The following is a 22227-nucleotide window of genomic DNA, read 5'->3' on the forward strand; positions in this document are numbered from 1 at the left end:
ACCTTTGACATAGGCAACCTGGTTGCCTATGTTGGTTGACAACCAGGTTGCCTATTTGGGAGTTGCTCGTGACCACAACCACGCCCTTCGGCGCAACCCTTGCCGGCGTCACGCATCACCTTGCCGACGTCAACGGAACGCAGCTGCACTATGTCTCCGCCGGCACCACCGGTTCGCCGATTCTGCTGGTGCACGGCTGGCCGGAGACTTGGTGGGCGTTCCGCAAGCTGATTCCGCTGCTCGCCCGGACCCACCGGGTCTTCGCCCTCGACCTTCGCGGGTTCGGCGACTCCAGCAACGCCGACACCGAGTACGGCGAGGTGGTAGCTGCCGAGGACCTGCACCATCTCGTGGAGCACATCGGCGCGGGTCCCGTTCACCTCGTTTGCCAAGACATCAGTGGTGGTACCGGCTTTCGCTTCGCGGCAACGCACCCCGAGGACGCCATCAGCTTCACCGGAATCGAGACGGCCCTGGCCGGATTCGGATTCGAGGCTCTTGCCGACGTGAACAACCACGGCTCATGGCACGTCGGATTCCTCGGCACTCCGGGCATACCGGGAATGCTCCTCCCGGGCCATGAGCGCGAGCTCCTGGCCGACTGGGCTTTCCCGCTGATGAGCGGGACGGAGGGTTCCATAGGAGATAGCGACATCGACGAGTTCGTTCGAACCTACGCGCGCCCGAACGCCTGGCGAGGAACGGAGGGCTTGTACCGAGGCATCTTCTCCGACGAGGGCGCAACCAAGGCCCTCGCCGATTCACACCCGATAGCAGTGCCCGTACTGACCGTTGAGGGTGCCGGCCATCGAAGGATCACCGAGACGACCTTCCGCCAGGTGACCGTCAGTGAGGTCACCGCAGTGCATCTGGAGGGGGTTGGCCACCTCATCGCGCAGGAGGCTCCTGAGGCACTCGCGGCCGCAATCCTGGATTTCACTCGAAGGATCGACAACGAGGAGGCCTGAGCACCATCGGGTTCGGGTTTGGCCACGCCATCTGCGAGCCGCGCGAGCCGTCTGACCCGACGACCCCGAACGGTTGGAATGGCCCCTGCATCATGACCGCGCCGCGACTGGCCTCACCTTCGGCCAGTTGGTGCGTCGGCTCGAAGCGGACCTCGGGGCCCCGTGCGATTCCTAGCGGGACGCCGAGGACTCCAGCGACTACGGGCGCGTCCGCCTGCCCGCGGACGCGACGATCGGCGGGACGCGGATCGTGGTCTGCCTGAGCACGTTCGGCTCCCTCGCCGAGGTCTGCGCAGACAATTCAGGGACCTTCCGCGGCCTGGACAGGCGCCCACGGCCGATGTCGTGTCCGAGCGGCTCAGCAAGCCCAGGACAGGCAACGGCGCGGTGCCCGATGGGGCACCGCGCCGGAGTGTATGGGTATGCGGGACGCAGAGGTCAGCCCACGCTGCAGCTGCCGACCGATGGGGACGGGCTGCTGGGTCCGCTGGCGGTGAAGCCGAACGACGTCGACTGCCCCGCGCTCAGGGTGCGGTTGTGACTGACCGGGGTCACTGTCAGAACGTTCCCGCTCCGACTCGAGGTGCCGTTCCAGAGCGAGGTGACCGTCTGACCGCTGGCCAGCGTCACCGGTACCTTCCAGTTGGTGACGCCGCTGCTGCCCGCACTGATGGTCACCTCACCGTTGAAGCCGTTGCTCCACGAGCTGGTGGTGCGGTAGGTGGCGGTGCAGGCACCTGTCCCCGGAGGAGGAGTTGTGCTCCCGCCCGGAGGCGGAGTGGTGGGCGTGGTCCCGCCGCCGCCCAGGCTGACGCTGGAGCTGCCGGTACTCTGGTAGCCCTCCGTGGCCATGATCATGTAGTAGTTGAACGCTCCCATCGGCATCCCGGCCGCTTGCCAGGCGTCGAAGTGCGTGCCGGTGTTGATGGTGCCACTGCTGCGCTTGCTCTGTCGGATGCTCCAGTACTGCTGGAAGGTCTTGGTGCCTTCCACGGAGGGCTGGTTGGTCCGGGTGGACTCGTAGATGTCGTACGTACCGCCGCCGTCGGTGACCGTGCCGCGCCTCGTGCCGGCCGAACCGGGGTTGTACGGGCCGAAGTTCTCCACGATGTAGTACTCGACCAGCGGATTGGCGGTCCACCCGTACAGCGCCAGGTAGCCGTTGCTGCCCGGGTTGAACGAGCCGGAGTAGTTGACGGCCCGGCGGCTGCCGTTACTCCAACCGAGACCGCCGACCCAGTTGTTGGTGTTGCTCCACTGGCTGCTGTACGAGCCGGCCGTGTCCGACAGCGTCATGCTGACGGTGCCCGGGTTGTCGGTCCAGAAAGAGTAGTAGTAGCCGTTGTGTGTACCGGTCGCGTTGCTGGTGAGGACCGTCGCGGCGCGCGCCGTCTCGGGCAGCAGCAGCCCTGCTGTCCCGGCTGCCACCAGTGCCCCGGCACCGCCGAAGACGAGTTTCCTACGGCTGACCTGACGTGGTTCGGAGTTGTGTGGGGTGTCGCTCATGCGTTGATTCCTCCTCGCGAATAGCACGGTCTGTGACCAAAAGGCACGCCGAGCACACGTCGGCGCCCATCGATGAGGTGACACACAGCCCGGTCGTGTGCATCCCATGCACGGCCGGGGAGCGTCACAACAGTCGGGCCTGGCAAGGGAGTTGTCAACGGTTTCCGTAACCTTTCCGAAACTCACGCGACACCCTGGATCTCTTCCTTGCTGGTCAACATGGGTGCGGATAAGGAATCGAGAGAGGTTGGCCGGGATCTTGCGAATCCAGCGGCATCGAAACTTTCGAACCGTCGAAACTTTCGGTCCTCTCTTCGGTGAGATGCGAGGTGGCTGGTGTCCGGACGGGCGGCCGTGGCGGCGGGGGGCTTCCGGGGGTGCGTGGCAGCGGTCGTGTGGGGCCGCTCATGCCGGCTCCACCCGTGAACGACTTCTTCCTGCAGGCTTCCCAGAAGCGGAACGAGAAGAATGAACGCGACGAGCGGGACGCTGCGGCAAACATCGGCACCTGCCTGCTCGTACGCGGAGGAACTGGCCGGCGAGACACGACACCGGTTCCGATCCGGAACCCGGCGGGGACGGGCCGCCTGGTGGTCCGAGGGCCCGAGATCCGGCTGCCCTGGGCGCGCTGACGACGAGCTGCTTGGGGTCTTCTCCAGCGCCGAAGTGTGAGCGCGTTCCGGTTCCTGCCCGGTGGGGCCGGATGGCTCTCTACGATCGTATGCATGAGGGATCCCGAGCCGCTGGAACGGCTCACTGCGCGGCGCGCGGATCTGGACGAATTCGAAGAGCAGCCGGCGGAGGTGCGGGCGGAGCTGGGCACGCCAGCGCAGGACGGTGAGGGGCGAGAGCTGAACGCGTACGAGCGGGTCCTGGTGGAGGATCGTCGTGTCAGGCGCGAGATGCTGCGTACGAGCGCCGGTGGCTCCCATTTCGGGCTCGTTGTCACCGTTTTCACGGTGGCCTTGTTCGCTGCTTTTGGAGGCGCTCGGTGGGCGCTGACGGTCGGTGGGGCGGTTGGGGCATGGTTCGCCCTGGTCCTCATGCTTGTTGTCCTCCGCGGGCGCCGCGGGTGGACTGCGGTCAAGCGCGCGTACCTCCTGACCTTCGGCTGGGGCAGCTGGATGTGACAGGGGCGAAGGTCCGTCGGCGCTTGCTAGCCAGCAGTCGGACGGCGCGGAACTTGTCGGCTGGCGGGGCCGCGCCGAATTGGGAGCAGAGATGCTCGCGAGCCTCCGACACTGCAGTTATGGCAGCCTGCTGACATGCCATGGGAGTTGCAGGAACACGCAGGTCGTCACTACGCCGTCCTGTTCCACTACGCATTGCCCGACGATGCGTGGGCCGTGGAGCTGAGTGAGGCCGTGCCTGCGGCGGCCAAGGGGGCTGAGAACCCGGAGGCCGCAGTGACGTTCTTGCCCGGTGCTGCCTTCCTGGTAGCGCTTGTCCCGGACGAGGACCCGGACCTGCCACCGGTCGTCCGCGTCTACAGCCCCGAGGAGCGCGTTGTTCCGTACGAAATCATGCATTGGTTCATGGAGCAGGTGGCCGACCAGGTAGAACGCTGCCGCATCGCGTTCGACCAGCAAGAGCCTGAATCCCTGGAATGAGCGCGCGGTGGCTGGTGTGATCACGCCGGCGGCGCAGCCTTCCTGGGAATTCCCGCAAAGATCTTGGAGTCACTGTGACCGTGACGGGGGCTGTCCGCTCTCCTCGCCTAAGACTTATCCCGTCATCTTGAGAGGCGCCATCCTCGTGCCCACGCCTGCCGACTACCTCGCTCTGGCACATGACGAGAGAGATGGTTTGGCCCTGCAGCGTCTCGCGAAATGTCCGTACCCTTTCGTCTGGCAAGCCCTGGCTGCCAATCCCCACACGCCGCCCGAAGCCCTCCAGGAACTGAGTGCGGCCCGCGACAGCGTCTGGAACGACAACAGGCTTCTTCGCCTGCTCGCAGACCATCCCAGTGCGAACCCTGTCGTTCTTCGAGCTGTTCTCGAAGCTGTTGCAGCTAAGCTCGATGAGGGTGAGCGGCCCTACGCCGCCGTACTCGCTCTCGCCGGCCGGCTGGAGCTTGAGGTGGATGAGGTAAGGAAGCTCGGAACCCTTCGTGGTGCGTCTGCTCGTCTACGCCATCTGCTTAACCTGCGGTTGAGTGTCCGCATCTGAGCCCCTCTGGTCACGGGTGAGATGATCTTGCTGGCTGGTGTGATCACGGCGTCTGAGCCGTCCTGGACAGCTCTGTTCACCGGGCTGAGCCCGCGTCTCTTCGGCAAGCTGGTGACCGCTCTGCGACGTGCGGGTGCAGATCCGGTCCGCAAGGGCCGTGGTCTCTACCCCTGGAGGACCGGGTGCTGCTCGTGGCGGCCTACTGGCGCACGAACGTGACGATGCGCCAACTCGCTCCGCTCTTCGGTATCTCGAAGTCCTCGGCCGACCGCATCATCGATCAGCTCGGCCCATCACTCGCGCTGCAGCTCCGCAAGCGGTTCGCCAAGGACACCGTGCTCAGCCCTTAGGCCGGTCTCTTTCGGATCTTGCCCCGGGTTGCCCCTGCCTTCGGCTCCCGCCCGGCGGCAAGATGGGCGGATGGCGAGGAGTGAGAGGGAACTACTTGCTCTCATGCGAGAGCTCGACGACCCCGGACGGCTGGAATGGCCGTTGCACTACGACCGCACCGCGACTGGCCTCGCGTTCGTCGGGCTGGTGCGCCGGCTCGAAGCGGACTTCGAGGCCCCGTGCGAGTCCGAGCGGGACTCCCAGGACTCCAGCGAGTACGGGCGCGTCCGCGTGCCCGCGGACGCGACGGTCTGCGGGACGCGGATCGTTGTCTGCGTGAGCAAGTTCGGCTCCCTCGCCGAGGTCTGCGCAGACAATCCAGGGGCCTTCCTGGGAACGGAAGAAGCCCGAGAGGAAGGCGCGCTGGACCCCGCCGACCTCGCCACCGTGGAACGGGCTCTGGCGGAACTCGGCTACGTGAGCATCCCTGAAGAACTCCTGGAGAGCGACTACGAGGGCCCCAGCGCGCTGGAGCCCTTCGCTGGGCGGCCCACCTGGTGGACCCGGTTCTTCGGCACGGTCTGGTGAGATTCGCCCGCCAGCGGCCTCGCCGCCGATGCCTGCGCGCCGGCTAGGAGCGCTCTCTGGCCGGTGGCCGCTCGGTTGGTGGTTGGGTGGTCGGTTTAGTCGTGGGTGTGGGTGGTGCCGAGGAGTGCTGTGTGTTCGAGTACGTCTTCGAGTGGGTCGTCGATCTGTCCGGTGTGGATGAGGCTGACGTGGGGTGCGTTGTGTGAGTTGGTGTGGGTCTCGTCGGCGTGTGCTGTCCCGGTGGGTAATGCCGCGGTCATGAGGGCGGCGCCGGACCCGAGGAGTAACCGGGTCAGTTTCCATGTCTGCTGTGTCCGCATCCTGAGCCCTCATTCACTTTTCGACTGATATGCCCGCCTGTTCATACCTCTCAACCACGGGCGTGTTCAAAGGTCACGCAAGATCATCCCCGCGCCGCACCGAACGGCCCCGCGTAGCCTCATCGCACCGTCTTCCCGCCTGGCCCGTGCCCGGCCCGCCTGTTCCGGCCTGATCCGTCTGGCGCCAGTTGCGTGCCGGACTGAATTGCCCGGGGCCGCCTGGCCCGGGGTGTGCCGTCCGGTCGCTGCCTGTGTGGCTCGGCCGGGGCTGAGACTCCTTCCGGCAGTTGCTTCCGCTCCGAGTCATGTGCCTGGACGACCTCGTGTGCGGGCCTTTGTGTGGGCAGCCCTGTGTGGCGCGGCGCGGTGCTGTGTGGTTCGGCATGAACGCGGCACAACCATCCGGGTGTGCTGTGGGTCACATTAGGTGTGAGCAAACCGCTCTCTGAGGCACAAGGGGGAAATATGAGAATCACGCGTAATATTGCGGCTGTTGGGGCGTTGACCGCTCTGGCGGTGGGTGCCACGACCGCGCTCAGCACGACTGCCTCCGCCGCACCGAACGTCACACCGCGGACTGTCTGCGGCAGCGCCTACAAGACCGTCAACTCGGTTCCTGTCGGCTCGCTGGGCACCGTCTACCTGACGTACAACTCCACGAACGGCAAGAACTGCGTCGCGACGATCCGCAACAACCCCGGTTCCGTCAAGAACATGTCCACGTACATCTACGTCCCCGCGACCGACGAGTGGGCCGGCGACTACGGGAACTTCACGTCGTACGCGGGGCCGGCCTACGTCTACGGCAGGGGCTACTGCGTCAGCTGGGGCGGCAACATCGACAATATTTACGTGTCGGTGGAGAACTCCAACTGCGCCGCCCTGCGGGAGCACCGGGTCACCGAGATCCGCTGATCCGGCTCAGCACTCTGCTGCACATCCCCGCGCCACCGCCTCCCACGGGGCGACCTGGCGGAAACTGTGGCTGATGGCTGCAAGGCAGCTATGAGTCGCAAGCGGTGGTGCGGGACCTCGCAGCGTCCTTGGCCGGGCTGGGCCGACGGCCGCCGCCCGGCCCGGGCAAGGGCCCTCCGGTCGCTTCCATGCCCCGGCCGACGATGCGGCCGATCGCCGATCTCTGTCCGGGCGAGCCCCTGACGGACGCGAAGGATGCCCAGGGCAAGCACTCCGACTCTCGAACGCATCCGTGTTCCGCGACGTGGCGACGGCCGTCCGTGCACGCGCCCTGATCCGGCGTAGAGAGCGACCGTTTCCTCGGTGCGCTTCATCATCGCTCGGTGGCCCCTGTTCTCCGGACTTCGGTGTGTCTCATGAGGCACACATCCAGACGGGTTTCCCCGAGACTCCTGCCGGGGATTTTTTGTCGGTCGGGCGTCCCTGTACGGATAAGCGCACCCGATCAGGCGATGTCCCCGCCTTCTCCCCGTGCGAAGTCGCTGGCGGTCGTTTCGAATGAGGGCATGGCATCGCCCGATCACTGGCAGAAGGTTGAACGAACTCTCGCCCTCCTGGCTGCTGCGAGCGCGATCGCTGTCTCCTCCTTCACCTGGAAATCCATCACCCAGGTCAACAACGAGCAGGCCCTGACGCGGGACGAGCAGATCACCGACCGCTACACCGCGGCCGTCGAAAACCTTGGCCACGAATCCTCCGAGGACGTCCGTCTGGGAGGTATCTACGCACTCCAGCGCATCATGACCGACTCGCCCCGTGACCAGCCCACCATGATCGTCGTGTTGACCGCTTTCGTGCGCGGGCACGCACACGCACCCAAGGACCCCGTTCCAGGCGAAACAGAAGCACCCGATGAAGACCCCAAAGCTGAGATCGCCGCAGCGCTCTCCGTCCTCACCACCAGGGATCCCCGCCACGACGGCAGGGGGCGGATCAACCTCACAGGGGCCTACTTAGGCAACGCGTCTATGGACTACGCACAACTGGACAAGGCGATTCTGGACTTCGCGAAACTCCCGCTGGCGGAGATGAACGGAGCCCACCTGCGCCAGGCTGAGTTTGGTGACGCCGAGCTCGCCGACGCCAAATTACGCCGCGCTGACCTCCGCAGCGCGAAACTGGGCGGCGCCGACCTCACCTATGCGAAGTTGACCGGCGCCAACCTCGTCAAGGGGAATCTGTTCAGAGCTGACATGCAAGGCACGGTCCTCTATAACGCCGACCTGCGTGGTGTCGATTTCGAACAGGCCACCTTGACCGGCGCCGACCTGCGCTGCGCGAACCTCGCCAGCCCCGAGGGCGAACCCAGGATCAATCTCGAGCAGCTCCTGAGCGCCCAGCTCAACAAAGACACCAAACTGCCGGCAGAGCTCGCCGCCAATGAAGAAGTGAAACGGAAGATGGCATCCGGGGAGGTGGAAGAAGGAGGATGCGCGGCCGAACCTGAGGACTGACCGCCACAAGCACCACCCTGTCGGAGTAGCGGTGACATGCAGCTGGGCTGAGGAGACTTCCGAACTGGTGCGAAGTGGCGCCGAAAGCTTCCTCGGCGACCGGGAGGCACCGGGCGAGGTGGCGCTGGCCGTGCTGCTTCGCATCGCCGGGACCAGGTGGTGCAGTAAGGAGTTCTCCCAACCCGCTAAAGGTCAGGTCGGCCCGGACCATTACAAGGTCCGTCACTGGACCTCCTGGTAACGCCACATCACCCTGGTGATGCTCGCGCTGGCCCCTGGCCCTTGGCCGCGCCCGGGGGTCGGGGCTCTTCCCACCGTGACACAGAAAACGGCATCCAGCCCGGCGCTCCCTTTGCCCGGTGTCTGTCCGGCTTAGTGTCTGTTCTGTTCCAGGCGCCTTGGCGGTGGCACCCGAGTGACCGCCGTCTGCGGTGTGGCAGGCGGGTGCCGCTCAGCAGGCGAAAACGAGAGGGGCAGACGTGCAGGAACTGGCGGTCATCGAGGCGCCGTCCGTGCTCGGCTTACGGCCGTCGGGCGTCCAGGACCTCCCTGCGGCCCTGCTCGACGCAGGTCTGCTCGCACACCCCGCAGCGGTACGGACCCACCATGTCCGGGCGCCGGTGTACGACCCGAGGCGGGATCCCGACACCGGAATCCTCAACCCGGCCGGCATCGCGCAGTACTCCGTGCTGCTGGCCGACGCGGTCGGCACCGCCCTGGATGCCGGGCACTTCCCCGTTGTCCTCGGCGGCGACTGCAGCATCCTGCTCGGCAACCTCCTCGCCCTGCGCCGCCGAGGACGCTACGGCCTGCTGTTCCTGGACGGACACACCGATTTCTACCAGCCCTCCGCGGAGCCGACCGGTGAGGCGGCCTCGATGGAACTCGCCCTGGCCACCGGCCGCGGCCCTTTGCAGCTCACCGATCTCGAAGGCCGCAGGCCCCTCCTGCGCGACGAGGACGTCGTTGCTTTCGGGTTCCGTGACTGTGCGGAGTCCGCCGCGTCGGGGATGCAGCCTCTTCCGCCGGGGCTGCACGCGATCGGCCTCGAGGGTGTTCGCGCGGCCGGTGCCGCCGCGGCGGCACGCCACGCGGTCGGCCGGCTCACCGGCGGCCATACTGCCGGGTACTGGATTCACCTGGACGTCGACATCCTGGACGACGCGCTGATGCCCGCCGTCGACTATCGCCTTCCCGGAGGGCTGACCTGGGCAGAACTGGAGAGTGTGCTGCGCACGGCACTGTCCGGTGATGGGGCTGTCGGTCTCGACGTCACGATTTTCAACCCCCGTCTCGACCCCGATGGGACGATCGCGGCCCGTCTCACCGAGTGCCTGCACCGAGGGCTCTCGGCGCGGACCGACCACAGAACCTGAGCCCGGAACCTGAACTGCCGGTCAGGATCTCGTACGGGCCGCGGCGGGCCCTCCAGAAGGCATGTACGGTCGCCCGCCCGGAGACAGGTATGGCCAACCCGCTGGCGACACGTAGGCCAACCGGTTACGGGACAGACGGCCGGCCCTCCACGAGTCAAGTACAGCCGCCGCAGCGCACGGCCTCCGCCTCCACTCGTCCAAGGGGGCGGGGCACAGTCACGCATGCTCGACCACGGCGGCTGCCGCCGACACCTGACCAACCAGACACCGGCCTCGGTACGAGGCCCGAGAACCGGCCTGAACACGAGCGCAAACGCCGGCCTTCGAGCCCGAGTATCGGCTGAGCCCAAGCCCAAGTGCCTCCTGGCCAGCACGGCGACCTGGGCCTGGCCGGGCCGATTCATGAATGGCGGTTATCGCTCGGTCGGCCGATAGACAACCGCACACCCACAACACCCCGTCTGCCGGGCCGATTTTCAAGAAGGCCAAGAGTCCGTCTGCACTCCCCGCCGGTGTGTTTGGTCACTAGTGGTCGACGCGGTGAGGCGTTGCAGTGCGGGCCCCAGGTGGGCTTGCCTCCGGGCCGGCCGTGGACTCCGGCGTCTCGCCGTGTTCGTTTTCTGCCAGCCCTTGGCTTCGCTGGGGTGCAGCTGTCTTGTCGTCGAGTTTCTGTAGTAGTCGGTCGTCCGTCGGTTTGTGCATGGTGGAGGGATCGAGGGCAGTCCCGTGGCGCCGCGAGGGGCAGGCCGAACAGTGTGGTGACGGGTGGTCATGTTCCTGGGGTGGCGGTGGTGGTGGCCGCGCCGCCACCGGTTCATCGGACGGCGTACCCGTCCCACAGCGGGCCGCCGGCCTGGTTCAGTACCTCGGCCACGACCGTGGCGAAATGGGTTGCGTGCCCGGCGATTGCCTGCGCGGCGGCCTCGGTCAATGCGCGGTGCAGCCCGGGGTCGGCCGCGGCCAACCGCCGCGACAGCCATTTGCCTTTGCCGAGCCAGTGTCCGCCGGCCAGCAGGGCCAGTTCCGAGGCGCGCTGCAGCATGTGCGCGACCAAGTGCACACGCTCGGCGGGGTCCGCGCAGCCACGCAGGTCATCGAGCAGGTCGGTCAGGATATACCGCTGGTAGTCCCGTTCGCGGTCCGAGAGCGGCGGCGGGCCTGCTGCCCAGCGTCTTCGTGCCTCGGCCTGGAGTGAAGCGCCCAGCCCGTTGGTGTCCGTGAGGAGCAAACCGTCCGCGCACATGGCGAGCAGCGGCGAGTTCCGCTGCGTGGTCTCCTGGTCGGCGAAGGTACGCCAGACAGCCTCGGTCTGTACGAACAGTTCGACCGGCCAGCCGCGGTACAGCACGTTCTCCCGGCAGGGAGCCGGCGGCCCGTCCAGGAGGACCACGATGTCGAGATCGGAGGTCGGTGTCCGGCGGTCGGTCAGCACGCTGCCGGCCAGGAAGGCCGCTCGGGCCGCGGGAAACCGGTCCCGCACCAGTTCGCGGGCGGTGAGCAGGGGATCGTCCATGGCCGCAGCGTATGTGCCGGCACCCCGGTGCCGCCCTCGCCGGTGAACGGAGGGGCCTGATTCGCCCGGCAGTTGAGGGCGGAGGGGGATCCTCCCCGGCAGGGGGCGTCCACTGTGTCATGTGTCCGCTGCGACCGCCGGTACCGCGTGCGCTCTACCGCCCGGCGGCTCCTCACTGTCAGCCTTGCTTCCTGTGCCCCGCTCTTCCGCCCAAGCTGCCCGGCCGACCAGCCGACCGCCTTTCCGCCCAGTTGCCTCGCCTCCTGCGCCCGGCCCTGCAGCCGTGCCGCCCGACCAGGCGCCCGGCTGACCTGACCTGCCGAGCCGAACCGCTGGCCGACCAGTCGACGGCCCTGCCCTGCCCGGCCGCCGGGCTGGCCCGCCCCGCTCTGCCGGCCCGGCTGGCTGCCTTGCTCTGCTGGGCGGTTGCCCTGACCAGCTGCCTCGCCGCGTCGGCCGTTGGCCGCCTCGTCTGCTGGGTGGTCGCGCGGTCCGGCCAGGGCGGCCTGCTGCCTGTCACCGTGAGTACCGTCGCCTGCCTGCCTGCCTGCCTGCCCTGACGGTGGTTGTGGGCGTGGTTGTGGGGGATTTCTCGGCCGGGGCCGGCTCAGATATGCAGGGTGGGCCGGTACACGAGTTCCTGGATGTTGTTGTCGAGTGTCCGGTGCTCGGTCAGTTCGAGGTCGAAGTCGGCTCCGCCCTGGAAGATCGGGTCCAGCCCGGTCCGGCCGGTGATCACGGGGAACAGGGTCACCTGGACGCGGTCGACGAGGCCGGCGGCCATCAGTGCCCGGTTCATCGACAGGCTGCCGTGCGAGCGCAACGGCACTTTGGATTCCTCCTTCAGGCGGGCAACGACATCGATGGCATCCCCGTTCGCCACGCTGCCGTCCGGCCAGTCGAGCGGTCCTTCCAGGGTGGTCGAGACCACCGTCGCGGGCAGGCTCCTCATCCGCGTTACCCACGGGTCACGCACTTCTGACTCCGTGGTGCTCGAGGCCAGCATCTGCGTGAACAGCCGGTAGGTGTTCGCTCCGAAGACCATCCGCTGCTCGGGGCCGTACAGGGCGAGGCGGTGGGCCAGGAGCTCGGGGCCCTGTTTGCCCCAGTAGCCGGTCCAGTTGCCGCCGGCGGCGCCGAAGCCGTCGAGGCTGGAGAAGACATCGAACGTATAGGTGGCGGTCATCACGCTCTCCTCAAGTGCGGTTGATGGCGTTTCGGAATATGCAGACCGGCGAACGCGGCGGGAGTCATCGCCCGCGGACTCCCGAAGCCCGGCCGCCCCGGATACAGCGCTCAAGGCTCCGTCACGGTCAGGAACTGGGCAGGCCGGTGCGATCGGGGGCGCACGGCGGGCGGCGGGCGAGGAAAGGGCAGGCGACATGCCGGCCCACGAAAGTGACACACCTTTGCGGCCCACCGGCCTGAGCTGTACCGGGCGCCGGTCGTGGGGCTTCTGCTGCCGGTGGCCGGACACCTCGGATGATGTCTCGGCTAGGGGCAGGCAGCGGCCCGCCGCACCGGGCCCGCGCTCGTACCACCCGACCGGTCGGCAGGGGTGTCGCGCTGGTGGAGGGACGCTTCGGGTGCTGTCTCCTTCGGCTTCGGCACGGGCGAAAGGGCTAGGCAGCACTCCCAACCGCAGGACCGTCACCAGCGTCACCAACCTGCGAAACCGCCGCGGGCGCAGCCCGGCGAACGGCAGGACTGGTCCCGGTGTGCGAGACGTGCGCCCGGGTGCGGGCCGGTGCCGGTCACGACCCGGCCGCTGCGGTTTTTCCGGATCGCTCCTCAGCCGTTCGGCCCGGCCGGAGCTCCTCAGATACTCCGTCAGGCTGGAGCTCCTCAGCTGCTTCGCCAGGGCCGGAGTTTGTCGGGGTTGCGTACCGCCCAGATATGCCTGATCCGGTCGCCCGCGAATTCGAACGCAAACACGGTCACGGTGCTGCCGTTCTGCTGGGCCACCAAGCCGGGCAGGCCGTTGACCGAGCACTCCAGGAACGTCGTGCGGCCGTCCCACACGCGCGCGATCTCGGTGTAGGCACGTGCGATCTGTTCACCGCCCACGATCGGGTGCAGATGGGTGGCGGCCAGCCCCCCGCCGTCGGCGGTCGCGGTGGCGTCGGGGTCGAGCAGGCTGATCAGGGCGTCGATGTCCTTGGTCTCCCACGCCGTTTTGAACTGCCTGACGATGCCGGCCCGCCCGGCCCCCTGGCCCTGTGGGGTCTGCGCAGTGCGGATGCGACGGCGGGCGGACGAGGCCAGCTGGCGGCACGCCGCCGGAGTGCGGCCGACGATCTCGGCGATCTCGCCGAAGGGGTAGCGGAAGACGTCGTGCAGGACGAACGCGACGCGCTCGGCCGGCGTCATCGAGTCCAGGACGACCAGGAAAGCCATTGTCACCGACTCGTCGAGGGTGACCCGGTCGGCCGGGTCGACAGGGCCGGCACCTGAGTGCCCGTCGATTGACGTCGTGGGCCCGGGCAGCGGTTCCGGGATCCACTCGCCCACGTAACTCTCCCGCCTGGCCCGCGCCGAGCCGAGCAGGTTCAGGCAGATCCGGCTGGCGACCGTCATCAGCCAGGCGCCGGGCGACTCGATGGCCCGCTGCTCGGGTACGGACATGGCGTACCAGCGGGCGTAGGTCTCCTGCACGACGTCCTCGGCGTCGGCAAGGGATCCCAGGAGCCGGTAGGCGAGGTTGATCAGCCGACGCCGCTCGCTCATGATCGCTCTGAGGTCCGGATCGCTGTGATCGTCGCCGGATGCGGCTCTGGTGGTCATGCTCGGCCCTCTCCCTTGCTCGGTTCTGTGCCTCTGCCCGGTACGACAGGACAGCCCTGCGGAATGTGAGCCGACACGCCGCCTCACATTCCCACCGGCTGTCCTGTCGTACCGGTGAGGACGACGACAAGAGGGAGAGGAAAGGGCGATGAACGACTTCCAGACCATCGCGGACCGTGTCGAGATCGAGGCACTGCGCGGCGAGTTCACCGACGCGGCGATGATGCGCGACCGGCCCCGCCTGGCGTCGCTGTTCACACCGGACGGTGCCCTGCGCATGCCCAACATTCCCATCGAGCTGGTCGGCCGCGAGGAGATCCGCGCCGGGGGCGAGCGGCTGCAGAACCAGTGGGACTTCTTCGTACAGACCACGCACCCCGGCACGATCCTGCTCGACGGCGACACCGCGACCGGCCGGGCCTACATTCAGGAACTCGCGCGTACCCTCGACGGACGCCAGGGCCTGAACTACGCCGTCTACCACGACCGCTACCAACGCACCGTCGAGGGCTGGAAGTTCACCGAGCGGGTGTACGAGGTCAGGTACCTCGACACCTCCCCGCTGGCAGGCACGGCGCCCCACACGGCACAGGGCCCCGGGACCACGCCGGCAGACACCACGACAACCCCGAAATTTGCCACGGCCACCCCGGCTCCGGCCGCATCCTTCACTGCCCCGGTACCGGCCGAACACCTGGACCGGGCAGCTGCCGCGCTGCGCGCAGGCGGCTTCACCGTCGAGATCCTCGACGACGCCGCGTCCGCACGCACCCGTATCAAAGCCCTGGTCCCCGAGGGCGCCAGCGTCCTCACCGGAGCCAGCGAGACCCTCCGCCTGTCCGGCATCGACGAAGACATCAACGCCAGTGGTCGCTACGACGCCATCAGGCCACGCATCCTCACCATCGACCGGGCCACCGGCGCCGACGAGATCCGACAGCTGGCCGCCGTCCCCGACTTCGTCATCAACAGCGTGGCCGCGGTCACCGAGACCGGCTCACTCGTCCTTGCCTCGGGCAGCGGCAGCCAACTCCCCGCCAACGCGGGCGGCGCCGCCCAAGCGGTCTGGATCATCGGCGCACAGAAAGTGGTACCCGACCTCAGCACAGCGCTGCGCCGCGTCCAGGAGCACGCCCTCCCCCTGGAGAGCGCCCGCGCCCAGGTGGCGTACGGGATGCCCAGCGCCGTCAACCGCCTGCTCATCCTCAATGCGGAACCCCGCCCGGGACGCGGCACCGTGCTGCTTCTCCGAGTAGCCATCGGCTACTGACCCCGGCCACCGACCCCGCCCCGGGGACCGTTCGGCTCAACGGACCAAGAGACAAGCCAATGACGCCGACGATCCGGCCGGTGGCTTCGTAGGGTGACCGGCGCGCTGGTCGTACCGCCCTGTCCTGCCCCACCCCGCCCCGGGCTGGCCCTGTACCCCCGGGAGGCGATTGATTCCCCCGCCCACGGCCTAACAACAACATCTATCCGAGCAGGCGCCTGTACCGATACGCAGCAGACACACACTCCTGCCACAGCAGTCCATGAGCCGCGCGAAGGGCGTGGACTCAGATGGCTCCCAGAGGGTGACCAGCCAGGCGTCCCCCTTGCCCCCACCGTCACCCTTAGCAGTTCCGCCGGCTACAACGCTCCGCCCGCCGACTGGAGCGCTCAGCCACAGCGGGGCGGGGCGCGCCCGGCAGCCCTGGTGACAACCCGCCTGCCTTGGTGACGAACCATCGTGCTTCGGCTCGCCGGACAGCCCCTCGACAAGATCTTCATACTGGGGATGCGCCCCGATCCGCGGTCGGGTGATGTTGATGCGTTCGGGAGGCGTGGCGGCTCCTGCCGGGGAAGCATCGGGGTGCTCCTGGTGAAGGGTGCTGGTCGTGCCACAGGTGTCAAGGTCGAGCTGTTCGCGGCGATCCGGCGTGACCAATCGCAGGGGCATGCCGATGCTTCGCCCGGGCACGGGGTTCGGAAGGGGAGCAGGTGCTGATCCAGGCAATCGGAGCTGTGCTGCCGACGGCGTTGGCGGTCGCGCTCAGCCCCTTTCCGCTGATTGGGGTCGTATTGCTTCTGGCCGGTCGGCAGGGCCGCCGTAACGGCCTGCTGTTCGCGGCCGGGTGGATCACCGGGCTCGGGGTCGCGGCAACGCTCGTCGTGGTGGTGTTCGGCGGGGCCGACGACCCCGACAGCACATCCTCGGCGATCGCCGACTGGGGACGAGTGGCCGCCGGAGTGGCCCTCATCGTGCTGGGGGCGCGTAAGTGGTGGAAGCGTCCGCGTGCCGGTGACGAGGCCGAGGCGTCGGCCTGGATGGCGTCCCTCGACAGCGCGACGGCCGGGCGGGCACTGCTCCTGGGTGCGTTGCTGTCGGGAGCCAATCCAAAGAACCTCGTCCTGGCGGCGTCGGCCGCCACGTCGATCGTCGAAGCCGGCGTTCACAGTGCCGATCTCGTTGTGGCCGTCATCGCCTTCGTGCTCGTCGGCTCCTGCACCGTCCTCGGCTCCGTCATCATCCATCTCGTCGGTGGACAGCGTGCGGCGTCGTTCCTGGACGGCATCCGGCAATTCATGGTCACCAACAGCAACGTGATCACGGTGATCGTGCTCGTCCTTCTGGGCGCCAGCATCCTCGGTGACGGACTCACCGGACTCGGCCGGTGAGTCCTTCCCCGCCGGCACGGGTGAGGCCCGCTACTTCTGGTCAGCAATGGGCGGCGGGCTGATCACCAACTGCCGCCGGAACCCGGGCGCAAGTGCTGTCACCGGACAGGTTCCGGCTCACTTTCCGTGGTGCGGTCACTGTTAGTGATCAGTGGGTATGTCGAGGGCTTGGATGATCTGTTGCACTCCTCGGCGCCATCCATTGGTCGGCCTCGGCCTCGGCCCTCTGTCTCGGACTGGGCGGCTTTGCGGGCCCCAGAGCGACCGCGTCCACGGTCGTGGCGCCGGCGCGCAGAGCCGCGGCCAACCACCGGCATCGAACGCAGCACGCCCTCAACGCCTGGGAAGGCGACGAGCAGGGCCGGGGCGTCATGGTCGCCCTCGACGAGCACACCGACCTTCACCGCTTCACACGGGCGAGCTGGACCCACCCGCTCCGCATCGGCGCCATCGAGGTCGCCGGCACCCCCGTTCTGGGGATCACCTGGGGCAGCGGCGACCACTCGATGCGACACCGCGGCGAACGTCACTCCGGGCAGGTCTATCCCGTGACCCTTCAACCGGGTCTCGAAGGCCGGACAACGATGCGCTGGACGATCCCGCCCCACGCGCCCGCTGACGAACACACAGACTGAGCGACACAACCCGACGACGACTCACTGCGACGACAGCCGGAAGCCACCGCAGGACACACGGCACCCCTTCCTCACCCTCGCCGTCCGCCCACTGAACGACCTTGCTCACCGGATCGACTGATCCGACCGGCGACGCCGCCACCAGGCACGACCACAGGCCGGCGGCCGGCCACTACCCCCGACAAGCCACAGCCCAGACACGAAGACCACGATCCGCACCCGGACCACCCACCGCCCACGGCACGCCCGGCGCTCCGCCGCAGCGCACTCGATCACGTGAGCACGAAGCCCTGGCAGCGCCCTCCCGCGTCACGGCAACGAGCGTGTCAGCCAGACCACTTCACCGTTCTCCTCCACGGAAACGTGATCCCGCTGGAACCCGAGCTTCTCAAGGACACGGAGCGACGGTGTGTTCCACACGCCGACGGTCGACCAGAGCCGCTTCCGCCCGGTCGCGACCGCGGCATCGAGCACCGCGCCGGCTGCCTCGGTGGCATAGCCACGCCCATGCGCACGCTGGAACAGCTCATACGCGATCTCGGGCTCCTCCAGGGTGGAGCGGCCGATGATCAGCCCGCAGTACCCGATGAAGTCGCCCTCGGCACGGCGCTGGATGGGCAGCAGCGCAATCCCCGTAGTCGCAGTCGCGGTGAGCAGCTCCGCGATGGACGCCCGGATGCGCTCAACCGTGGGGGTTCCCTTGCCGCGTTCCGAGAGCAGAGCACAGAACTCAGCGGCGTCCGACTCCGCCCACGGCCGCAGTATCAGCCGCTCGGTCTCCAGGTGGAACGGCATCGTCTCGAACGTAGTCATGCTCCCACCCTGCCCCACGGCCCACCACAAACCAGAGCCGGAGCAACAGCGAGCAGAGCTACCGGCCAGAAACCCTGCCACCAGCCCGCAGGGAACCTGGGGAACCACCACGGGTGGGCGGACGGTAGGCCACCATGTGGACGATGCCGGTGCACGATGCGTAGTCCCTCTCGCAGTTCCCCAGCACCGTGCGATACGACGTCCCGCTCGCTCACCAGCCCTCCAGGGCGTCGACGAAGCGCCTTGCCGCGCTCCTACCCTGCTCAGTCCATCCCGTGGACGCCACTTCGGCTCCGGTCGACGAGGCCGAGGCGTTGCCTCAAAGACCGCATGCCCTCTTGGTTCGCCACCGACGCCTGCCACGGCCACCTCAACAAGCTCGGGAGCGACCGCCTGTTCCTGAGGTCCGGGGGCCCGCAGGCAGGCAGACTGTCCCTTGTGACGACACTGAGCAAGGGTGCCAACATGCCGGTAGCGGTGTCCGCCGTGCGAGCTGTACTCGGTTGGTCGACCGGGCCCGGTGTGCCGGATGTGGATGCTTCCGCGCTTCTGCTGACCGGCAGCGGCCGGGTGCGCTCCGATGGCGATTTCGTCTTCTACAACCAGCCGCAGCACGCATCCGACGCCGTACGCCATCTCGGCAAGCAGGCCGGAGCCGACTCCCTGCACGTCGACCTGGCCGCACTGGAGCGGGACATCGAACGGGTCACCCTGTGTGCTTCAGCGGACGGCGGCACGTTCGGGCAGGTGCCTGGACTTCACCTACGCCTGTTCGACACCGCGTCCGGCGCTGAACTGGCCCGCTTCGACATGGAGGCCGGCACAGAGACCGCCTACGTGAGCGGTGAGTTCTACCGCCGCGGGGACGGGTGGAAGTTCCGGGCGATCGGCCAGGGCTATGCCAACGGGCTCGGGGGACTGGCAAGGGACTTCGGAATCAGCGTCGACGAGGAACAGCCCGCTGCTGCACCCGCTCCGAGCCGGCCATCGCCGCCACCTGCTCCGCCCGCCCCCGGAATCCCGCCCGACTCGACGGTCCGGTCTGTCGCTGCACAGGGCGAACCCTCCGTCCGGATCACCAAGGGCGAGGAGCGGCTCCCGGTCGACATGCGCAAGCGCCTGTCGCTTCGCAAGCAGCAGGTCGCCGTCAGCCTGAGCAAGCACGGCCTGACGAAACTGACTGCGCGTGTCATCCTCGTCCTCGACGCATCGGGGTCGATGAGCAGCCTGTACACACGAGGCACCGTGGCAGCCGTCACCGAGCGCATGGCGGCCGTGGCAGCACAACTCGATGACGACGGCGAGATGCAGGCATGGACCTTCGCCACCAACCCGGCCCAGCTGCCCGATCTTGTGATCGGCGAACTGCCCGAATGGCTGCGCCTGCACGTGCGTGTGGGTCAGCTCAGCCTCTTCGGCCGCAAGAAGCCCCAGAAAGGGCTCCTCCCCGGGCAGGCCGACATGCGCGCAGTCGGAATCCAGAACGAGGAACAGAAAGTCATTGCCGAAGTACGCGCCTTCGTGCGCGCCCACCCGGTGCCCGACCCGACTCTGGTCCTGTTCTTCTCGGACGGCGGTGTGCACCGCAACGACGAGATCGAGAAGGAGCTGCGTGAGGCTGTGGAAGAACCGGTGTTCTGGCAGTTCATCGGACTCGGCCGGTCGCAATACGGTGTGCTCGAACGCTTCGACACCCTGCCCGGCCGCCGCGTCGACAACGTCGGCTTCTTCGCCGTCGACGACATCGAGAAGATCTCCGACCCGGAACTGTACGACCGGCTCCTGTCGGAATTCCCGTCCTGGCTGCGGGCCGCCCGGCAGATCGGCATCCTGCACTGAACCGACTGCCGAGACGTTCGACAGGTGCTCAAGGGTGCTCAAACGGCAGATGTTGCTTGGCCGAGCAGGACTCAAGCTCCTTCGTGAACTGGTCCTGATGTCCTGATCGCCAGTCTCAATGAGCGAACAGGGAACTCGATGGCGTCACCGTGGTGGCTGTGGAAGGGTGCGGGCCCACAGCCACCGACGAAGAGACCGAGATGAACCGCGACGACGCTCTCCAGCAGCTCAGTCACATAGCGCATGAGAGGGCGTTCGGCCGACACGTGGGGTCCGACCGTCTCATCCAGGTGGGGTTGGACGTACTCATAGCCGGGGTGGAGAGCCCTTCGCTTGCCATGCTCGCCGGCCTCCTGCGGAGCGAAGAACCTGATGCCCCAGCGCTCTTCGACCAGGTCCTGGAGGAGCTTGGGCTCCTCTCCCGACCGCCAGCAGACCCCCGGGCCGCGAAATGGGCCATGGCCTACTGGATTGCCGGTCAGATCGTGGACGGATCTCTCCATCCCGCAACCGGAGCCCACCTGATCTGGGCCGACGTCGCCTGTGACCTCAACTATCCCGAAGACCTGCAGGCACTCGTCTCATGCGCGCTCAACCTGGATGACTGGCACGAGAGCTGGGGTGTCTCCGTCGAGGCCCTGGAGCAAGAAGCGATCGAGGCAGCTGAACAACTTCTGAGCAAGCAGACGCCGGGGGAGCGCAAGGGCTGACTGGCATTCATGCGCCGTTGTTAGCCCTTCCACTCGGGAACAGTCGGCACAGTCCGTGCGCGAGTCACCGAATGTGCTCCAGAACGCTTTCAGCAGCAGCGTTGTCGGCTTGTTTGGGAGGCGGTCGCTGATCCAAGACTCCGTAGATATGGGTTCTGGCACAGATTGGGGAGCCGTTGCGGAGTGTTCCTTCGATGTTCGATTGCGAGGGGGACTGGCTCGTGAGAGGCGGCGTACGCCCTGCCGTTCGACAGTCGGAAGTGACGCCCCCTCCGGTCTCTGCCGGCCCGCTGCTGCGGCCGGTTGTGAGCGGTGACGATGCCGGTCATGCAGAACGGTACGCACCGTCCGGGGACTCGCTGGCGTTCCAGGGGATCGACGAGGCGGACGTCGAGGCGGGACGGCTGCGTTGGCCTGGGAGTAGTGGCGGGAGACCGCGCGGCCCAGGCGGCGTGTCCGCGCCGCGCGCGCTTCTCGGGCCGAGCCCATGACGGTCATCAGCGCAGGCTGAGGGATTTTCCGCGCAGCGGGCCACGCGCCACCAGACGACGCCCAGGGCCGCACCCGCGGACGCGGGACAGTCCTCGCCGTCATTGAGTACGGGCGCAGCGTACCGATGACGTAGCACGCCCGGTCACGCCAAACATCGTGCTTCGTTGGGCTTGATGCACTCCAGGAGATCGGCGTTCGGGGCAGCATGATGATCTACTGCACAGGGTGACGATGCGCCTGGCTGGTCTGTACGAGGGCTTCCGGCGGCGAGTGAATGAGGCTGCAATGAGTGAACTGACGAAGCCCGAGATCGGCCTTCCGGAGGGTGACGCCCCCGCCGAGCTGACAATGCGCGACATCGTCGTCGGGGACGGGCTTGAGGCGAAGCCGGGCAGGGTTGTCCAGGTTCACTACGTCGGGGTCACCTTCGAGTCCGGAAAGGAATTCGACGCCTCCTGGGACCGCGGCCAGACGTTCAAGTTCGCCGTGGGCGGCGGCAAGGTCATCAAGGGCTGGGACCGCGGGGTCAGAGGCATGAAGGTCGGCGGCAGGCGCGAGATCATCGTTCCTCCGCGCCTCGGCTACGGCAACCAGTCACCCTCGCCATTGATCCCGGGGGGCTCGACACTCGTCTTCGTGGTGGACCTGCTCTCCGTCGCAGTCTGAGGCCTGCCGCTACCCGGCCTCTGCGCCCGGAACCAAGGCCGGGCACAGCCGGACGCGAATGACTGAACTCCACCGAGGACCAGAAGCCGAAGGTGAAGTCGTAGCCGAAGCGGGTAGGGCCGAAGGCTCACCGGTATCGCCCTCCGAGGGTCCGGGAACAGGCCCCCGGAATGCCCCGGAATGCCCCGCCGTACCGGCCTCAGGCGCGGCAATTGGCGCGCCCGGCAGACGCCGATGCCAAGGCCGCGTCGCACATACGACGGGCCAGATCTGTGACTGGTCCCGAGGTGCCGGACTTGACTCGTCCGTAACGGCGCAGTGCCGCCGTCAGTTCCGATGAAGCCCCGGTACATGTCGAACGCCCCACACCAGTTCGGTGCGGGGCATTCGGGAAAGTCCTGCCGGCCACGGGGCAGTCGAGGACCTACCTC

Annotated in this window: 20 protein-coding genes and 1 pseudogene; 15 read left to right on the plus strand and 6 right to left on the minus strand. The window is 67.5% G+C overall.

Annotated elements, in window-relative coordinates; genetic code table 11:
* The first annotated feature begins 68 nt into the window (after nt 1–68).
* On the plus strand, nt 69–968 hold the full coding sequence (locus ACFQ6X_RS26935; protein WP_383185072.1) for an alpha/beta fold hydrolase: 900 nt from the start codon (nt 69–71) through the stop codon (nt 966–968).
* A 438-nt stretch (nt 969–1406) separates the two neighbouring features.
* On the opposite strand, the gene ACFQ6X_RS26940 is transcribed toward ACFQ6X_RS26935, so the two are convergent.
* Nucleotides 1407–2474, minus strand: a complete 1068-nt coding sequence (locus ACFQ6X_RS26940; protein WP_383185073.1) for a glycoside hydrolase family 11 protein — start codon at nt 2472–2474, stop codon at nt 1407–1409.
* Nucleotides 2475–3199: 725 nt separating this feature from the next.
* Between ACFQ6X_RS26940 and ACFQ6X_RS26945 the strand changes: the two genes are divergently transcribed.
* The 5 genes and pseudogenes from ACFQ6X_RS26945 (at nt 3200) to ACFQ6X_RS26965 (ending at nt 5561) form a co-directional block, all read left to right on the plus strand.
* The gene (locus tag ACFQ6X_RS26945) at nt 3200–3604 is read left to right on the plus strand and encodes a hypothetical protein (protein ID WP_383185075.1); all 405 of its coding nucleotides are present in this window, start codon (nt 3200–3202) and stop codon (nt 3602–3604) included.
* Between the two features lie 135 nt (nt 3605–3739).
* Nucleotides 3740–4084: a hypothetical protein gene (locus ACFQ6X_RS26950; protein WP_383185076.1), complete on the plus strand. Its 345-nt coding sequence runs from the start codon at nt 3740–3742 to the stop codon at nt 4082–4084.
* 145 nt (nt 4085–4229) lie between these two features.
* Complete coding sequence (locus ACFQ6X_RS26955; protein ID WP_383185077.1) at nt 4230–4643, plus strand: hypothetical protein; 414 nt, start codon at nt 4230–4232, stop codon at nt 4641–4643.
* Nucleotides 4644–4673: 30 nt separating this feature from the next.
* Nucleotides 4674–4984: pseudogene (locus ACFQ6X_RS26960) on the plus strand (transposase family protein); the annotation flags it as partial.
* A gap of 112 nt (nt 4985–5096) precedes the next feature.
* Nucleotides 5097–5561 carry a hypothetical protein gene (locus ACFQ6X_RS26965; protein WP_383185079.1) on the plus strand — a complete coding sequence of 155 codons (465 nt, stop codon included), beginning with the start codon at nt 5097–5099 and terminating at the stop codon, nt 5559–5561.
* Nucleotides 5562–5656: 95 nt separating this feature from the next.
* Here the strand turns inward: ACFQ6X_RS26965 and ACFQ6X_RS26970 are convergent, their stop codons facing one another.
* Nucleotides 5657–5821 (minus strand): hypothetical protein, encoded by a 165-nt coding sequence (locus ACFQ6X_RS26970; protein WP_383185081.1) that lies wholly within the window; start codon nt 5819–5821, stop codon nt 5657–5659.
* Nucleotides 5822–6346: 525 nt separating this feature from the next.
* Here ACFQ6X_RS26970 and ACFQ6X_RS26975 point away from each other — a divergent pair.
* From ACFQ6X_RS26975 to ACFQ6X_RS26985, 3 genes are all read left to right on the plus strand, one after another.
* The gene (locus tag ACFQ6X_RS26975; RefSeq protein ID WP_383185083.1) at nt 6347–6796 is read left to right on the plus strand and encodes a spore-associated protein; all 450 of its coding nucleotides are present in this window, start codon (nt 6347–6349) and stop codon (nt 6794–6796) included.
* 566 nt (nt 6797–7362) lie between these two features.
* Nucleotides 7363–8310, plus strand: coding sequence for a pentapeptide repeat-containing protein (locus ACFQ6X_RS26980; protein WP_383185085.1), 948 nt, complete (start codon nt 7363–7365; stop codon nt 8308–8310).
* Between the two features lie 479 nt (nt 8311–8789).
* Nucleotides 8790–9686 (plus strand): arginase family protein, encoded by an 897-nt coding sequence (locus ACFQ6X_RS26985; RefSeq protein WP_383185087.1) that lies wholly within the window; start codon nt 8790–8792, stop codon nt 9684–9686.
* An 814-nt stretch (nt 9687–10500) separates the two neighbouring features.
* Here ACFQ6X_RS26985 and ACFQ6X_RS26990 read toward each other — a convergent pair.
* The 3 genes from ACFQ6X_RS26990 to sigJ form a co-directional block, all read right to left on the minus strand.
* A complete protein-coding gene (locus tag ACFQ6X_RS26990; RefSeq protein ID WP_383185088.1) occupies nt 10501–11199 on the minus strand; it encodes a nucleotidyltransferase domain-containing protein in 699 nt (232 codons plus the stop codon).
* A 607-nt stretch (nt 11200–11806) separates the two neighbouring features.
* Nucleotides 11807–12385: a dihydrofolate reductase family protein gene (locus tag ACFQ6X_RS26995; protein WP_383185090.1), complete on the minus strand. Its 579-nt coding sequence runs from the start codon at nt 12383–12385 to the stop codon at nt 11807–11809.
* 659 nt (nt 12386–13044) lie between these two features.
* Nucleotides 13045–13983: an RNA polymerase sigma factor SigJ gene (gene sigJ, locus ACFQ6X_RS27000; protein ID WP_383185091.1), complete on the minus strand. Its 939-nt coding sequence runs from the start codon at nt 13981–13983 to the stop codon at nt 13045–13047.
* A gap of 148 nt (nt 13984–14131) precedes the next feature.
* Between sigJ and ACFQ6X_RS27005 the strand changes: the two genes are divergently transcribed.
* From ACFQ6X_RS27005 to ACFQ6X_RS27015, 3 genes are all read left to right on the plus strand, one after another.
* Nucleotides 14132–15253, plus strand: coding sequence for a nuclear transport factor 2 family protein (locus tag ACFQ6X_RS27005; protein ID WP_383185093.1), 1122 nt, complete (start codon nt 14132–14134; stop codon nt 15251–15253).
* 710 nt (nt 15254–15963) lie between these two features.
* Nucleotides 15964–16641, plus strand: coding sequence for a GAP family protein (locus tag ACFQ6X_RS27010; protein WP_383185094.1), 678 nt, complete (start codon nt 15964–15966; stop codon nt 16639–16641).
* Between the two features lie 278 nt (nt 16642–16919).
* Entirely contained in the window at nt 16920–17276 is a 357-nt protein-coding gene (locus ACFQ6X_RS27015; protein WP_383185095.1) for a hypothetical protein, read from the plus strand.
* Nucleotides 17277–17585: 309 nt separating this feature from the next.
* On the opposite strand, the gene ACFQ6X_RS27020 is transcribed toward ACFQ6X_RS27015, so the two are convergent.
* Nucleotides 17586–18089 (minus strand): GNAT family N-acetyltransferase, encoded by a 504-nt coding sequence (locus ACFQ6X_RS27020; protein WP_383185096.1) that lies wholly within the window; start codon nt 18087–18089, stop codon nt 17586–17588.
* 438 nt (nt 18090–18527) lie between these two features.
* Here ACFQ6X_RS27020 and ACFQ6X_RS27025 point away from each other — a divergent pair, with 438 nt between their 5' ends.
* The 3 genes from ACFQ6X_RS27025 (at nt 18528) to ACFQ6X_RS27035 (ending at nt 21796) form a co-directional block, all read left to right on the plus strand.
* Nucleotides 18528–19928 (plus strand): VWA domain-containing protein, encoded by a 1401-nt coding sequence (locus ACFQ6X_RS27025; RefSeq protein WP_383185146.1) that lies wholly within the window; start codon nt 18528–18530, stop codon nt 19926–19928.
* A gap of 149 nt (nt 19929–20077) precedes the next feature.
* Nucleotides 20078–20638 carry a hypothetical protein gene (locus tag ACFQ6X_RS27030; RefSeq protein WP_383185097.1) on the plus strand — a complete coding sequence of 187 codons (561 nt, stop codon included), beginning with the start codon at nt 20078–20080 and terminating at the stop codon, nt 20636–20638.
* Between the two features lie 777 nt (nt 20639–21415).
* Nucleotides 21416–21796: an FKBP-type peptidyl-prolyl cis-trans isomerase gene (locus tag ACFQ6X_RS27035; protein ID WP_383185098.1), complete on the plus strand. Its 381-nt coding sequence runs from the start codon at nt 21416–21418 to the stop codon at nt 21794–21796.
* Nucleotides 21797–22227 lie beyond the last annotated feature (431 nt).

Origin of the sequence: Streptomyces sp. NPDC056452 (assembly GCF_042796085.1) — a bacterium.
In the GTDB taxonomy this organism is placed as follows: Bacteria; Actinomycetota; Actinomycetes; order Streptomycetales; family Streptomycetaceae; genus Streptomyces.

Bases quoted from the DNA above. Each gene is read 5' to 3' on its own strand.
- ACFQ6X_RS26970 (WP_383185081.1), bottom strand. From the start codon at position 5,821: ATGACCGCGGCATTACCCACCGGGACAGCACACGCCGACGAGACCCAC.
- ACFQ6X_RS27005 (WP_383185093.1), top strand. From the start codon at position 14,132: ATGAACGACTTCCAGACCATCGCGGACCGTGTCGAGATCGAGGCACTG.
- ACFQ6X_RS27020 (WP_383185096.1), bottom strand. From the start codon at position 18,089: ATGACTACGTTCGAGACGATGCCGTTCCACCTGGAGACCGAGCGGCTG.
- ACFQ6X_RS26995 (WP_383185090.1), bottom strand. From the start codon at position 12,385: ATGACCGCCACCTATACGTTCGATGTCTTCTCCAGCCTCGACGGCTTC.
- ACFQ6X_RS26965 (WP_383185079.1), top strand. From the start codon at position 5,097: ATGCGAGAGCTCGACGACCCCGGACGGCTGGAATGGCCGTTGCACTAC.
- ACFQ6X_RS26945 (WP_383185075.1), top strand. From the start codon at position 3,200: ATGAGGGATCCCGAGCCGCTGGAACGGCTCACTGCGCGGCGCGCGGAT.
- ACFQ6X_RS26975 (WP_383185083.1), top strand. From the start codon at position 6,347: ATGAGAATCACGCGTAATATTGCGGCTGTTGGGGCGTTGACCGCTCTG.
- ACFQ6X_RS26940 (WP_383185073.1), bottom strand. From the start codon at position 2,474: ATGAGCGACACCCCACACAACTCCGAACCACGTCAGGTCAGCCGTAGG.
- sigJ (WP_383185091.1), bottom strand. From the start codon at position 13,983: ATGACCACCAGAGCCGCATCCGGCGACGATCACAGCGATCCGGACCTC.
- ACFQ6X_RS26990 (WP_383185088.1), bottom strand. From the start codon at position 11,199: ATGGACGATCCCCTGCTCACCGCCCGCGAACTGGTGCGGGACCGGTTT.
- ACFQ6X_RS26980 (WP_383185085.1), top strand. From the start codon at position 7,363: ATGGCATCGCCCGATCACTGGCAGAAGGTTGAACGAACTCTCGCCCTC.
- ACFQ6X_RS27035 (WP_383185098.1), top strand. From the start codon at position 21,416: ATGAGTGAACTGACGAAGCCCGAGATCGGCCTTCCGGAGGGTGACGCC.
- ACFQ6X_RS26950 (WP_383185076.1), top strand. From the start codon at position 3,740: ATGCCATGGGAGTTGCAGGAACACGCAGGTCGTCACTACGCCGTCCTG.